Source organism: Paenibacillus sp. FSL R5-0914, from assembly GCF_038004525.1.
Classification (GTDB): domain Bacteria; phylum Bacillota; class Bacilli; order Paenibacillales; family Paenibacillaceae; genus Paenibacillus_AQ.
This window is the reverse complement of sequence record NZ_JBBORH010000001.1, coordinates 3,213,729-3,226,974: the sequence shown is the minus strand read 5'-3', so window position 1 is coordinate 3,226,974 and position 13,246 is coordinate 3,213,729. Positions and strand designations below refer to the sequence as shown.

General features: G+C 42.7%; 13 protein-coding genes. 3 read left to right on the top strand and 10 right to left on the bottom strand.

Going from position 1 to position 13,246, the window contains the following annotated elements:
• Positions 1-90 precede the first annotated feature (90 nt).
• Positions 91-555: a hypothetical protein gene (locus MKX60_RS14275; RefSeq protein WP_341060133.1), complete on the bottom strand. Its 465-nt coding sequence runs from the start codon at positions 553-555 to the stop codon at positions 91-93.
• A gap of 58 nt (positions 556-613) precedes the next feature.
• Complete coding sequence (locus tag MKX60_RS14270) at positions 614-1,147, bottom strand: PadR family transcriptional regulator (protein ID WP_052404357.1); 534 nt, start codon at positions 1,145-1,147, stop codon at positions 614-616.
• A gap of 176 nt (positions 1,148-1,323) precedes the next feature.
• Between MKX60_RS14270 and baiCD the strand changes: the two genes are divergently transcribed.
• The gene (gene baiCD, locus MKX60_RS14265; protein WP_339266006.1) at positions 1,324-3,249 is read left to right on the top strand and encodes a bile acid Fe-S flavoenzyme BaiCD; all 1,926 of its coding nucleotides are present in this window, start codon (positions 1,324-1,326) and stop codon (positions 3,247-3,249) included.
• Between the two features lie 210 nt (positions 3,250-3,459).
• Here the strand turns inward: baiCD and MKX60_RS14260 are convergent, their stop codons facing one another.
• The 5 genes from MKX60_RS14260 to MKX60_RS14240 form a co-directional block, all read right to left on the bottom strand.
• Entirely contained in the window at positions 3,460-4,554 is a 1,095-nt protein-coding gene (locus MKX60_RS14260) for a winged helix DNA-binding domain-containing protein (RefSeq protein ID WP_341060132.1), read from the bottom strand.
• 393 nt (positions 4,555-4,947) lie between these two features.
• Positions 4,948-5,514: an NADPH-dependent FMN reductase gene (locus MKX60_RS14255; protein ID WP_042189896.1), complete on the bottom strand. Its 567-nt coding sequence runs from the start codon at positions 5,512-5,514 to the stop codon at positions 4,948-4,950.
• A 15-nt stretch (positions 5,515-5,529) separates the two neighbouring features.
• Positions 5,530-6,591: an LLM class flavin-dependent oxidoreductase gene (locus MKX60_RS14250; RefSeq protein WP_197071232.1), complete on the bottom strand. Its 1,062-nt coding sequence runs from the start codon at positions 6,589-6,591 to the stop codon at positions 5,530-5,532.
• A gap of 32 nt (positions 6,592-6,623) precedes the next feature.
• Positions 6,624-7,595 carry a ring-cleaving dioxygenase gene (locus tag MKX60_RS14245; RefSeq protein ID WP_341060131.1) on the bottom strand — a complete coding sequence of 324 codons (972 nt, stop codon included), beginning with the start codon at positions 7,593-7,595 and terminating at the stop codon, positions 6,624-6,626.
• Between the two features lie 96 nt (positions 7,596-7,691).
• Positions 7,692-8,159 (bottom strand): MarR family winged helix-turn-helix transcriptional regulator, encoded by a 468-nt coding sequence (locus MKX60_RS14240; RefSeq protein WP_042189900.1) that lies wholly within the window; start codon positions 8,157-8,159, stop codon positions 7,692-7,694.
• A gap of 529 nt (positions 8,160-8,688) precedes the next feature.
• Between MKX60_RS14240 and MKX60_RS14235 the strand changes: the two genes are divergently transcribed.
• Both MKX60_RS14235 and MKX60_RS14230 read left to right on the top strand, forming a co-directional pair.
• Positions 8,689-9,036 carry a PadR family transcriptional regulator gene (locus MKX60_RS14235; RefSeq protein ID WP_076129886.1) on the top strand — a complete coding sequence of 116 codons (348 nt, stop codon included), beginning with the start codon at positions 8,689-8,691 and terminating at the stop codon, positions 9,034-9,036.
• A complete protein-coding gene (locus MKX60_RS14230) occupies positions 9,023-10,018 on the top strand; it encodes an HAAS signaling domain-containing protein (protein WP_341060130.1) in 996 nt (331 codons plus the stop codon). The genes MKX60_RS14235 and MKX60_RS14230 overlap by 14 nt, the downstream gene beginning before the upstream one ends.
• 224 nt (positions 10,019-10,242) lie before the next feature.
• On the opposite strand, the gene MKX60_RS14225 is transcribed toward MKX60_RS14230, so the two are convergent.
• Genes MKX60_RS14225 through MKX60_RS14215 form a run of 3 tightly spaced genes read right to left on the bottom strand, consistent with a single transcriptional unit; the run spans position 10,243 to position 13,235 of the window.
• Entirely contained in the window at positions 10,243-11,517 is a 1,275-nt protein-coding gene (locus MKX60_RS14225; RefSeq protein WP_341060129.1) for an alpha-L-fucosidase, read from the bottom strand.
• 47 nt (positions 11,518-11,564) lie between these two features.
• Positions 11,565-12,515 (bottom strand): ROK family protein, encoded by a 951-nt coding sequence (locus MKX60_RS14220; RefSeq protein WP_143764145.1) that lies wholly within the window; start codon positions 12,513-12,515, stop codon positions 11,565-11,567.
• 27 nt (positions 12,516-12,542) lie between these two features.
• Positions 12,543-13,235 (bottom strand): copper homeostasis protein CutC, encoded by a 693-nt coding sequence (locus MKX60_RS14215; protein WP_341060128.1) that lies wholly within the window; start codon positions 13,233-13,235, stop codon positions 12,543-12,545.
• Positions 13,236-13,246: the final 11 nt, after the last annotated feature.

Below are 13,246 nucleotides of genomic sequence, written 5' to 3'. Positions count from 1 at the left end.
TATACACTATGATGATCTCCATACCTACTTAGCATCTGTTCGAATAACAAACGTGATTTTCTTAGTCTGGTCTAGCCACTCGCCTGTCAGTCAAAATCCCCGTATAGTTGCCCCTGATTCATAATCCTTACTATCTGAACTAAGAAAAGCCGCCATAGTCGAATCGAGCTTAAAAGTAGCTGTCTTATCCGCCCATTCAACATTTACCGGCTCTGCTGTTTCTTTTTTATACTTTAAAGTACCATTATCTTTCAAAATATAATCTGTCAATTTGTAGCTGTTTGGGGCTGTATTGCTAAATTCGATTTCTATGATTTCTCCAAGCTTCACATAGGGAATTGAAACATCCGGTTCAGCCATAAGGCTTTGGAAAGATACATTAACTTCTTCTGAATTAGTGTTCCTTTCAAGTGGCTTTAAGACAGATTGAATGACTCTCCCCTTGGTTGTAACCGTTACTTCCTTAATTACAGAATCACTTGCCTGTTCTTGATCGCAGGCTGAAAAAATAAACAGGAGTACAAGACCAAGGGTTAATAAGTATACTTTTCTCAAGGAAAACCCCCTTCTCCATTAATTTCAGTTACAATGATGATCGACAGCGAGATACGGATCAATGCATATCCAAGGCGTCCAGTTTATGGGAAAGCTCATGGATTAACTCTAGCTCATGTAATACCATACTTCGGGTATAAAAATATAGCTCTTCAGAGTAATCCAAATCTTCACCGTTCCCAACCACTAGGGATAACTGTTGTAAATGTTCCAGCTTCTCTTTCATGTAAGTCTCTCTGTAATCAAGTAATCTTCGGCGGGCCTCCTGATCCAGTAGCTCATAATAAGCAAGACGAATAGACCATTCATTATCAATACGAATAGTCTCCAGTGAAAATTCGTTCAAGCAGATATGAAACCGCTCCTCACCCTCGGCTGTGATGGAATACACATACCGTTTAGGCCGGTTTTCCTGCATTTCCGTTTTTTTAATCACCCAACCTCGCTTTTCAAACAATTTCAGCTTCGGATACAGCGAATTATTATTAACGATTTTATCGTTACTCATTACGAAAATGATATTTTTTTTAATCTCATAACCATGTTTTGACCCTTTCATTAATTGAGCCAGAATCAAGACTTCAATATCCATATTCATCCTCCGAACTACCGGACTTCATTTCCGGTCATTTTCTTATCTTACCTCAAGGACTGCATTTGTGCCAAATACTTCGTGATTTTATGCACATACTTTTATCGTTCCGTTCGATAGTATAGGTTAAAATAACCTAGTTATTTTTAACCTATATATAGAGAGGAAGTTATAGCATGGAATTCGCACATTTGTTCAGCAAAGGTACGATAGGAAATATGGAGCTTAAGAACCGGGTCATTTTGCCTGCCATGGGAACAAAAATGAATGCTCCGGGTGGGTATGTCAGCGAGCGCTTGATTGATTACCATGTAGCACGCGCAAAAGGAGGTAACGGCTTAAATACAGTTGAAGTAACAACCGTTCACCCAACGGCTGCTTCTGAGGATGCTCCAGCCATTTATGATGATAAATTCATTCCTGGTATGACCCAATTGGCTCATGCTATTCGTGATGCAGGCGGCAAAAGCTGTCTTCAGTTATGGCATGGAGGGAAAGTAACTCCCAACCTGATTCAAGTCTCCTCCTCCCCTGTCCCTTTCGAGGGTGTAACACATATCCCCCGAGAGCTGGAGAATCACGAAGTTAGTGAGATGGTTCAAGCTTACGCAGATGCTGCTTCACGTGCGAAAAAAGCTGGATTTGACAGTGTAGAATTCCATGCTGGTCATGGTTATTTGCCACAACAATTTCTAAGCCCAGCGATGAACTTCCGTCAGGATGAGTACGGCGGTTCCTGGGAGAATCGTTGTCGCTTTCCGCTCGCTTGTATCCGTGCCATTCGAGAAGCCGTTGGACCTAGGTTCCCTATCTTGATGAGAATCTCTGCTATCGAGGATCTTCCCGGCGGACTTACACTGGAAGATATGAAGCTCTTCTCGAAACTCGCTGAGGATGCTGGTATTGATGCGATTAATGTATCGCGCGGAGTTCCAGCAGGCGCAGCTATCAAATATGAAGTACCACCTATCGATCTACCTGTGGGCTTCAATGTAGATAATGCAGCACAAATTAAATCCGTGGTTAACATTCCAGTTATAGCTGTAGGTCGTATTAATGATCCAGCTATTGCTAATCGAATTATTGCCGAAGGACTGGCTGATTTCGTAGCTATTGGCCGCGCTCAATTGGCAGATCCTGAATTCTGTAACAAAGCATTAGCTGGACGCGCGGACACCATTGTTAAATGTGTGGGTTGTGATCAAGGCTGCTTCGATGGATTCGTAAATCCGAAGGTGCCTTTCATCAGCTGTGTATTTAATCCTGCTACCGGAAGAGAAAGTGAATATGAATTACAGCGAGCGAGCACACCAAAAAAAGTACTTATAGCCGGTGGTGGGCCAGCCGGATTAGAAGCAGCAATCACACTGAAACGTCGTGGGCATTCTCCAATTTTATGCGAAAAGAATGACATTCTAGGCGGACAGCTTTATATCGCTGGTGCCGCACCGCGTAAAGAAGAAATGGCCGCGGCTGCTCTGAATATGGGAGAGACGGCTAAACGTGAAGGTGTAGAAATCCGAATGAATACGGAGGTTACTCCAGAGCTTATTCAAGAAATCAGTCCGGATGAAGTCATTCTTGCAATCGGATCGGCCCCAATTATTCCTCCAGTAGAAGGTGTTCTGAGTAGTCATGTAGTAAATTCACATGATGTATTATGGGGAACAGCTCATCCTGAAGGTCGAGTTGTTATTATTGGAGGGGGTTTGGTCGGTCTCGAGGTCGCTGAGCTCCTGGTCGAACGCGGAAATCAAATCACTGTTGTAGAAATGCAAGCCGATGTAGCAAATGATCTGGGTATCCTTCGTAAAATCTGTGTAATGGAAAGCTTATATGGCCACGGTGTTAGATTAATGACCAATAGCAAGTGCATGACGATCCAAAAGAATAGCGTGATGGTTGAAAAAGATGGGGAGCTTCTCAGCCTGCCAGCCGATTATGTAGTAATCGCAGTAGGATCACGCGCCCTAAACAAGCAACCCCTTCAGAACTTCTTGGAGGAAAGCTCCATTCCTTATCATGTAATTGGGGATGCAGTACAAGCTCGCAGAGCGCTTAATGCTATTTGGGAGGGTGCAGAATTAGCTAGACGAATTTAGTTCATATAGTCAATTAGATTTATGAATAAACCCGGCAGGTCGCACCTGCCGGGTTACGTTCTTATCAGAACTATCTGAAAAATCAACTTTCAGGGGCTAATAAGTGCGTTAGTGCCTGCACCTGTTCCATATGTATTCGTCTTCTATAAAGCACCTTAACTCGCCCTCATTCATGAACTTGATCTTCACCCCTGAACGATATTTTCATTCTCATGTCAATGTAGAAGACACGCTAAAATTGAGTATCGGCAGCCCGATAAAAGCAGCATATCTTTCAGCAGCTTTAAACACAGCTTCTTCAGCATTTCCAAGTTCTCTAAATGGATGAATGACTATCTCAATTCCTTTTTTCTTAATCGAACGTTTCCATGTACCTATAACTTGGCCACCAACAACAATCATAGGCAGGAAAACACCGTTGTTGCCAGGAACAATTAAAGGAGCCGTCTCAGGTTCAAGTACAGCACTCCGGTCTTTATAACCAAGAATGTACTCATCGAAACCTGGAAGTAAATAGATACCTGACTCTTCATCCGCTGAAACTACTCGATGGTTAGACATCCAATACTCACTGCCATTTATATCTGTCGATTGAAGTTCTTTTTTCACAGATTCTAGCCCTCGTCTGGCATCTGTAAGGGTTATGCCTGCCCACCAAGCGAAGTCCTGAACGGTCGCTAATCCACGGGCTGTAAAATACCGCAACGCGAGTTCTTGCAACGATTGTTCGTAAGATAGCTCACGGCAATCTGGCACCCATTCCTCTAACAATACAATCGTTTGCTGTTTACCATTCATCGGACCAAAACAAATCAGTCCTTGATAGGCACTATTCCAGAGCATGTGATAACCGCGTTGATTCCCCGTGTGGATGCCTTCCTCTTCTATTAGCTGAAGTAGGACCGAACGATCCATCTGCTTCCCGCCCTTTAGAGCATCCACAATAATTTCTCTACAGCGCTCCAGTGTCTGATCATCAAGTCCAAGCTCAGCCATTCGCCGCTTCGTTTGTGATGCTAAACGCGGTGCAGAGAGCTGTAGCATCCATTTTACATCTTCTGCTGGGACGAAATGAAGCGTACCTCGCAGCGTCCAAGTAAGTATAATCTTACGGTCAGCGATTGCACGCTCTATATCAGCTAATTTCGTAGCAGGAGAACGTAGTCCGATGGCCCAAACCGCCTGCATATAGTCTTGCGCTTGCATAGCCCCCATTTTTTTCACGACCTGCTCTGGTGTGTGATGTAAAGAGCCTGCAATCATTTGATTATACAACCTACTATTTGCAATAAGGTTATTCGTCACACTACTCCCCCTTTTCAGAAATGAATCCTCAAATTATATACTTCCAGTTATTTAACAAAATGGTTAAGTTCTTGCTCATGTCTATGTCGATATTACTATTGATTCTATTGAAATACGAGATTAAATTAGAATATGAGCTCCATTCCATTGCATAATGTGCAATAGAAAGTCATATACAGACCTCAAAAAAAGGTTTCTGTTGCACTTCGTACATTAGAATTTGCAGAAAACCTTCAAAAAAGAGTTTTAACCTATATTTAATTGTAAAAAATGCAACAGAATTCAGATCCCCTTTCTTTTGGATCCATTCTGTTGCACGAAATACAACGTTAGGGATAAAATCCCCTTTTATATTACAGACTGAAGGTATTTTCTTAAACAGAGCCCTTCTTTTTAAAAGAAAAACGCTGCTTCTTCCGCTTGCTTCACTTGCTGCATCGCATTCGTGGTGTTCACCAATTCATTAGCTAGTCGATTCAGTCTAAAAATAATATCATCATCCACAATTACTTTCCGGTCATATTGTTTCTCTTCAATAAAAACATACTTAGGAACCACCACCGCTCTCATATAAGAGAGGATCGGTTTCAGTTGTTGTTCTGCCACTAAGTAATGTTTTGAAGAACCTGCAGTTACTACAATTCCGATAACTTTATCCTTAAACCCATTAACCGGGAGTAAATCAAATAGATTCTTAAGTGTTCCTGGAATCGAAGCTTGAAAAACTGGGGTGCCAATGATATACGCGTCGGCCGCCATGATTTTCTCCAGAACAACTTTGGTATCACCTGTATAATCCATGTAGCTGCGTCCATCACTAAATTCCAGCTTATAATCTCCTAGATCAATTAGTTCTACGTCGAAATCCGGATGCTTTTCTGTGATGTTGTTAAGTGCTTGCTGTACAGCAATTCTAGTCTTCGATCCAACAATGGATCCTGAAATCCCAATGATCTTCATACTATCCCCTCTTTCTTATTTCTTAGCTGTAGCACGTCTTACGGCTGGTGCTACTTCAGATGCGAACAGGTCAATCATTTGTTCCACTTGAGCATAAGGTAACCCACCGACATCAATCTGAGCTAGAAAACGATTATGGCCATACATCTCATGTTGATAGAGGATCTTCTCCACAATTTGTTGCGGGCTTCCCACGAGCAGTGCATTTCTCACACTCATCGCTTCCGCAAATTGTTCTTTCGGATAGTAAGACCCACGAAGCTCTTTCATCAAGTGATTGATATATGGATAATAATCGCGGAATGCTTTTTGTGAGTCCGGATCAATATACATTAAAGAAGTTGTGCTGATGGGAAGGTCTGCTGGATTAAACCCTGACTCTGCAGCAACCATACGATACGCGTCTACAGAACCTTTAAAGGCAGATGACGGTCCACCAAGGGTGGTCAGCATCATCGGGATTCCCATTCTTCCCGCCTTAATTGCACTTGCTGGAGGTCCCCCAACCGCTCGCCAAATTGGCAACTTTCCATTTAAGGGCTTAGGGAAGATTTCCATATCATTTAATGCAGGACGGAATTTCCCTTCCCACGTTATGCGATCGGACTCATTTATTTTCATGAGCAATTCAATTTTCTCTTCGAACAATTCTTCATAATCTCTTACGTCATAACCAAAAAGTTCATAGGCCCCGAGACGCGATCCACGTCCAGCAACAATCTCTGCTCTACCGCCTGATAACAAATCCAATGTTGCAAAGTCCTCATATACACGTACAGGATCTGCTGTACTTAGCACAGTTGCTGAACTGACAAGCTTTATACGTTCGGTTGCATTTGCAATGGCTCCAAGGACAACCGAGGCAGCTGAGGTAATGAATTTCGGTTGATGACTCTCGCCTACCCCAAATACATCTAATCCAGCATCCTCAGCTAATTTGGCAGCCGCTACGATCTCTTGAATCCGTTGTCGTTCACTAATTGCTTTTCCTGTTAAGGCGTCTGTGGTGTGATCACCTAACGTGTATAAACCTAGCTCCAACCCTTTTTTCTCATCGATTCTATATTGTTCCATCATGATTATGTCCTCTTTTCATAGTTGTATTAGGTTTAGCGGATAGGATGAAGCTTCGATTCAATCTCTTCACGACGTTCTTCCAGAAATGAAGGTAAGGTCAAATTCTCTCCTAGCGCGTCAAAAGTTTCATCAATCTCAAATCCTGGGCCATCTGTAGCAAGCTCAAAAAGAATATGGTTCGGATCCCGGAAATACAAGGAATGGAAGTAATAACGATCAATGACCCCTGTATTTTTAAAGCCTGCAGCAGTGATCTTAGCGGCCCATTCGGTTAGTTCTTCGATATCCTTCACTCTTATAGCCACATGATGGATGCTCCCTTTACCCGGTCTCTCCCGATCTTTGTCATTTACTTCTTTGACCTGGAGCTCGGTGTATAAACCACCCTTCCCCGTTTCATATATATCTACCATATTCTTGGAATCACCCATGGAGGGTACTGTCCGAACTTGTGTATAGCCCAAGATATCTTCCAAAACCGCCTTTGTGCGGCCAGCCTCACGTACAGTCAATTCAACGGGTCCTAACCCAACGATGGCATACTTTGGAGGGATGTCTTCTGTAATCCACGGTTCAACTAGCTCGATACCGTTATCTTTTTCAGCCGATACTAAATGGACCGTCAATTCATCTCTATCATAAAAAGTAAGCGACTTACGTTCCCCGATACTTACTATCGCTTCATGAGGAACTTCAAAAGAATCTAATCGACTAGCCCAATACGACAAGGCTTCATCGCTAGGAACAAGAAGGGAGAAAGAGCTAATACTGTTCGTCCCTTTGCGGGTCTGACCTGCATTTGGCATTTCAAAGAAAGATACTTCGGTTCCAGGAGCACCATTACGATTTCCATAAAATAGATGGTACATGGATGGATCATCTTGATTGACCGTTTTCTTTACAAGTCTCAGTCCCAGTACCTCTGTATAAAACCATAAGTTTTGTTTAGCATCCTTAGTAAGCATAGACACATGATGTTGTCCGTTTATGGGTTGTTGTTTCATTTTAAAAACCTCCTAATGAGTTTTGTCGAATTTAAGTTTACTAGTATACTGATGAAGAAAAAAGTAAGCTTTATTATCAATAAAGCTTTTGCGATACTACTGAACACCTCGCGGGAGTCGATTCTCATCTTGGCTATGGCGATGAATCTTTTTAAGCATGCTGTAAAACACTTTCTTCTCCTCATCTGTCAGTGGATCGAATAACGAGGCTTGGAAATCCGATTGCAAGGGCAGTACCTTCTCAATAAGTGTTTGGCCCTTTTCCGTTAAAGTAATGTACTTCACTTTCCAATCCTGTTTGCGTTCAATCCATCCTTCTTTCTCTAATCTGCCAAGCATATGGGATACCCCACCTTTAGTAATGGTTAGATGCTCGGCAATTTCCATCTGTGTTACAGGCTGATGTAATAATATTTGTACCAAGGTATCGAATTGATTAACTGTTAAGTTAAATTGCTTCAAGAATTCATTGGAAAGATCGTTACTATTCTCATATACCCTAACCAGCCGCAACCAGATCAATAAGCTTAATTGGTTATCTTCAGTGAATCCATTGTTTCTCATTTGGTCACGTCCATCGTTTGTTTATTTTATGTGTTATTTGATTTATTAATATGAGTATACTAGTAAACTGATGAGGAGTCAAGCTCAGTAGAAACCCTACACACTTGCCAAATACCACTTCGGAATATAGGTTTGCAAATCATCATACCACTCCAGAACACTCTCCGCTCGGCTCAGCATATTAGCAACTTCCCTTTGACCAACCCTTATGAACCGGTTTAACTACCTCCCATGTAGAAGCATTCGGGATGTCACTAAAAAATGGAATCATTTCACAACCTCCTTTTAATCAAACTGCTTCACAAAATAGAAAAATTTTATTATTTATTTCTTAGAAGATTATTTTATTCAATTGATGTTAGAACAACAATAGTGTATGATGCATAGTATAGATCGAATACTGTATGACACATAGTAAGTATAAGCGGCTTCGACGTCCTCTCAAGGACAGCAAGCGTTTAAACCAAAAATATAAGAACAATTTATAAGAGATTATAAATCCTTATATTTTAAATAATGAGGTGGGTGAATGAGTACTTTATTAAATTCTTTAATCACAGAGCTTAGAAGAGGTACGTTAACGCTAGCCGTTTTAAGTCAATTACGAACACCCCAGTATGGATATTCGCTCGTTCAATTGTTGGAGGAATCCAGCATCATCATCGATCAAAGCACTCTATATCCATTACTTCGCCGATTAGAGAAACAGGAATTAGTGACGAGCAGCTGGGACACATCCGAGAGCAGACCCCGTAAGTATTATGTTCTAAGTGACTATGGCGTAGAAATTTTTTTACAGCTAAAGGAAGAATGGCTTAAGAATTCGAAAGAACTCTACGGCCTATTACAAGGGGAGGATGACCATGAAGCTGATTGAGATTTACATTCACGAAGTGACTCGGAGGTTACCGGAACAAAATCGGGAGGATATCGCTCTCGAATTACGATCTACCATCGAGGATATGTTACCGGATGATTATGACGAAAAAGAGGTAAAAGCCGTCCTTGCAAAATTGGGCAATCCCGCTATTTTAGCTAGTGAGTACCGCGATCAGCCCATGTATCTCATCGGCCCACGCTATTTCGATTTATATGTTACGTTATTAAAAATGATTATACCCATCGCTGTAGTTGTTTCTTTAATCGCTCTGGTTGCTGATTACTTGATTGGCTATAACGGCGATAAAACAGTTGCGGATATTGTTACTGCAGTTATAAGTAGAGGAATTGGAACCTTCCTTGAAGTAGGAATCCAAGTCTTTTTTTGGATAACTATTGTGTTCGCTATTATCGAACGGGCGGATAAAGGAAAGGAAGGTCATCCACTTACTACAAAATTAAGGAAATGGACTCCTGATGATTTGAAGGATATCGCGCTTGTCCATAAGAAAAAAGCAATTACAAGCTTCGAAGTGTTCGGAAGTTTACTGTGGACTGCCATTTGGGCTACTGTTTATTTTAATGCTGAACACCTGATCAGAGTCTATAGAGGCGGTGAAGGCGCACTTAACTTCGTAGCCCCAGCTTTTAATCAGCATGTGTTACTTGATTATTGGCCTATTATTCTTATTGTGATCGGATTAGAAGTCGCATTAACTATATATAAATTAATCAAGAGACAATGGACTAGAGAATTAGCATTATGTAATACGGCCCTCGAGCTCATTGTGCTTATTGTATTCGCTATTATCCTTATAAATCCGAATGTATTTAACCAAGAATTCATTAACTACATGTCTAATTTATTAACTACTACAGCTAACCAGTTTGAAACGGGGCTAGTAGGTGGAGGAATAGCAGTCTTGATTTTAATTGCGGTCCTCAATATATATGAAGGCTTCCGCAAGGCTCGCCTTTAGTATGCACAGAACGGCGATTCTCCTGTTATTTGGAGAATCGCCGCTTTGTATTCTGATTCGTTGGCTGCCTGCTTCAACAGCTTTCACAGTGTCAGTCAGCCCCCTCTAAGTGTTACGGACCCAGAGGACGTTATTTGCGAATTTCCAGCCTTTAAAACAGAGTTTCGGACAATAGAGTGCCCCAGCAACCATTCATGACTTATGGGACACTCTATCTGGTTTAATTAAAGAAGCTCAAGCTCAATAACCGTATCCATCTCGTCGGGAAGCTTAGCCCCTTTTAATGTAATAAACGCTCCACCGTCAACATCCGAATATTCCTCAGCCATCCAAGGCACCTCCACCTTTAGCTCGGTACCATCACGTAGTAATCTAGCCTTTTTAATCTTCCCTTTCAAGCCTTGGAAATAGATCGGGCCAATTCCACGGTCGTAGACGTGTGCATACAACTTCTTGCCCTTTTGCGTATAACGTCCCCACTCTGGCTTAGGCAGCGAAGACTTCCCGCATCCATAAATACTTTCGCCATTAAGGCGCATCCACTCCCCAACTTCGTCAAGGATAACCAGTGATTCCCGTGTCATTTCACCCTTAGCATCTGGTCCAACATTAAGGAGGAGGTTCCCATTCTTACTGATACATTCGACCATTGAGCGAATGACCTGTTGGGTTGATTTATAATTTTTATCTTCGGAATGGTAGCCCCAGTTATCATTAAGCGTAATGCATGCTTCCCATGGAATGGATTGACCATTCACGTCAACAATGCCACCGGGAGGAATGATCTGCTCTGGAGAAAAGAAATCTCCAGCATATTCTTCTGGCTCGGCCGCGCGGATATTCCCACCCAAACGATTGTCGATAATAATATCCGGCTGGATAGAGCGAATCATACGGATTAGCTCCGTTGCTTTCCATTTCTCTCCGGTCATATTGTCGTAGGAGAAGTCAAACCACATGATGTCGATTTTGCCGTAATTCGTCAACAGTTCCTTCACTTGTCCATGCATATACTCCAAGTATCGATCAAAATCAATCGGCTTGTCTTTAGCCGCTTCGTTATCCCGATCAGGATGCGCTTTATCACCATATCCAGGGTAGTCATCATTATGCCAATCAATAATAGAGTAATACAGACCTACAGCAATACCTTCCGCCCGGAAAGCGTCTACATATTCTCGAACGAGATCACGTCCAGCAGGCGTGTTAGTCGCTTTAAAATCTGTTAGCTTGCTATCAAACAAGCAGAATCCGTCGTGGTGCTTGGTCGTAAGAACCGCATACTTCTGCCCCGCTGCTTTTGCTGCGCTGGCCCACTTCTTCGGGTCATATCGAGATGCGTCAAATTCATCGAAATACGTCATATAATGCTCTCTACTCATTCGCTCGTTTCCACGAATCCACTCACCTCGTGCTGGAATGGAATATAATCCCCAATGAATGAACATACCGAATCTATCCTGTAAGAACCATCTCGTTCTTTCTTCTCTTGTACCCATCTCTTCAGCCCCTCCGTTTGCTAGCTTTGATAAATAGTTCAGATAGTCTAGACGGTATGAAATAATGCTGCAGCGCCTATAAGACCTACATCATCCCTCAGACCTGCTGATTCAATAGTATAAGTTCCTTTATACGGCTTCATGACAAGTTCCTCTGTTTTCTCTCTCAGCGCTGGAAACAGTAGTTCACCAGCTTTGCTTACGCCTCCACCAATTACAATGCGATCAGGATTAAATGTATGTACCGCGTTAGCTAATCCAATCGCCATATAATGAATCGTTCGCTCAATCACCTCGACAGCCACCGGATCTTTTAGTGCCATCGCTTCGAAGACGTGTCGAGAATTAATCTTTTCACCACTTCTACTAGCCAGCTCTGTAATCATCGACGTTCTGCTCTCCATACTCCGCAGTGCCATATCCCGAATCGCTGTACCCGAAGCAAATACTTCCCAGCATCCATATCTTCCACAGCTACATTCCGTTCCGTTCGGGTCAATAATATTATGACCGAGTTCTCCTGCAAATGAGTTCGTTCCGAGCAGTAGCTCACCATCCATAACAATTCCAGCTCCAATTCCTGTGCTGAAGGTAACATACACCATGTTGTTCGAGCCTTTACCAGCCCCTCTTACATACTCGCCCCAAGCCGCAGCGTTCGCATCGTTTACCACCTTCACTTCTATGCCAAGTTCTGACTCCATCCAATGTTTCAGTGGAACATTATCCCATTCAGGAAGATTGGTACCGTGAATTACGATTCCATCCTGGCTATTCACAGCTCCAGGAGAAGCCAGTCCGACTCCAATCAGCGGTCGCCCTTCGGATACAGAGCGGATCATTCCGATCATTCGCTGCACCACCTCTTCAGCGGTGCGCGCGCCAGCTGTCTCCATTAATTCCCGATTCAACATGGTACCCTTTGAATCGAATAATGCTGCGGCAATTTTTGTTCCGCCTAAATCAATTCCTACTACATAGCTCTCAGCCTTATGCATAACCATTCACCTTTTCACTATCTATTATTAGCCGTTCGAATGAATATTCTTAGCTAACGCCCGCAGGGCTACTGGATCGATTGGCGACAAAGCATCTTTGCCATGACGAACAGCCGATCCAAAATGTACTTCTGTGACTCCGGTCTGTTGAACAAACGATGTAATACCTTCTGGCTTCAAACCACTTCCAGCCAAAATACTTATCGAACTACCTCTTGATTCCTCTACTAGCCTACGCATAGCGGGAATGGCTTCAGGTGCCGGACCTGGTCCAGCAGAGGTAAGTATACGAGTGATTTGCGGGTAATTACAAAGCGTCTGATAACCTGCAATTTGGTCCTCCAGCTCGTCAAAAGCACGATGGAAGGTTACTTGTAAGCCATCTGTCAACGGCAATAATATTTCAAGCGCATGCTCATCGATCTTTTTTTCCGGTGTTAATGCGCCAAGAACTACTCCCGAAGCACCACTGGCTGCAATCTGCCTGATCTCTGCAGCCATGGTCAAAATATCATCCTTGGAATAGTTAAATGATCGACTGTGCGGACGGACCATAACAAAGACAGGAATGCTAACCGATTTGGCTACCTGCTCCACCAACCCTATTCCTGGTGTTAATCCACCTTCCGTAATGGCAGTAATAAGCTCAAGACGATCTGCGCCATTCGCCTCAGCCGTCAGAGCATCATCCATACAAGTAGCGATGATTTCCAATCTCATAACTTTCACCC

What these genes read in the sequence shown, in the direction of transcription:
- MKX60_RS14270 (WP_052404357.1), bottom strand. Translation starts at nt 1,147, where the DNA reads ATGGATATTGAAGTCTTGATTCTGGCTCAATTAATGAAAGGGTCAAAA.
- baiCD (WP_339266006.1), top strand. Translation starts at nt 1,324, where the DNA reads ATGGAATTCGCACATTTGTTCAGCAAAGGTACGATAGGAAATATGGAG.
- MKX60_RS14255 (WP_042189896.1), bottom strand. Translation starts at nt 5,514, where the DNA reads ATGAAGATCATTGGGATTTCAGGATCCATTGTTGGATCGAAGACTAGA.
- MKX60_RS14250 (WP_197071232.1), bottom strand. Translation starts at nt 6,591, where the DNA reads ATGATGGAACAATATAGAATCGATGAGAAAAAAGGGTTGGAGCTAGGT.
- MKX60_RS14245 (WP_341060131.1), bottom strand. Translation starts at nt 7,595, where the DNA reads ATGAAACAACAACCCATAAACGGACAACATCATGTGTCTATGCTTACT.
- MKX60_RS14240 (WP_042189900.1), bottom strand. Translation starts at nt 8,159, where the DNA reads ATGAGAAACAATGGATTCACTGAAGATAACCAATTAAGCTTATTGATC.
- MKX60_RS14235 (WP_076129886.1), top strand. Translation starts at nt 8,689, where the DNA reads ATGAGTACTTTATTAAATTCTTTAATCACAGAGCTTAGAAGAGGTACG.
- MKX60_RS14230 (WP_341060130.1), top strand. Translation starts at nt 9,023, where the DNA reads ATGAAGCTGATTGAGATTTACATTCACGAAGTGACTCGGAGGTTACCG.
- MKX60_RS14225 (WP_341060129.1), bottom strand. Translation starts at nt 11,517, where the DNA reads ATGGGTACAAGAGAAGAAAGAACGAGATGGTTCTTACAGGATAGATTC.
- MKX60_RS14220 (WP_143764145.1), bottom strand. Translation starts at nt 12,515, where the DNA reads ATGCATAAGGCTGAGAGCTATGTAGTAGGAATTGATTTAGGCGGAACA.
- MKX60_RS14215 (WP_341060128.1), bottom strand. Translation starts at nt 13,235, where the DNA reads ATGAGATTGGAAATCATCGCTACTTGTATGGATGATGCTCTGACGGCT.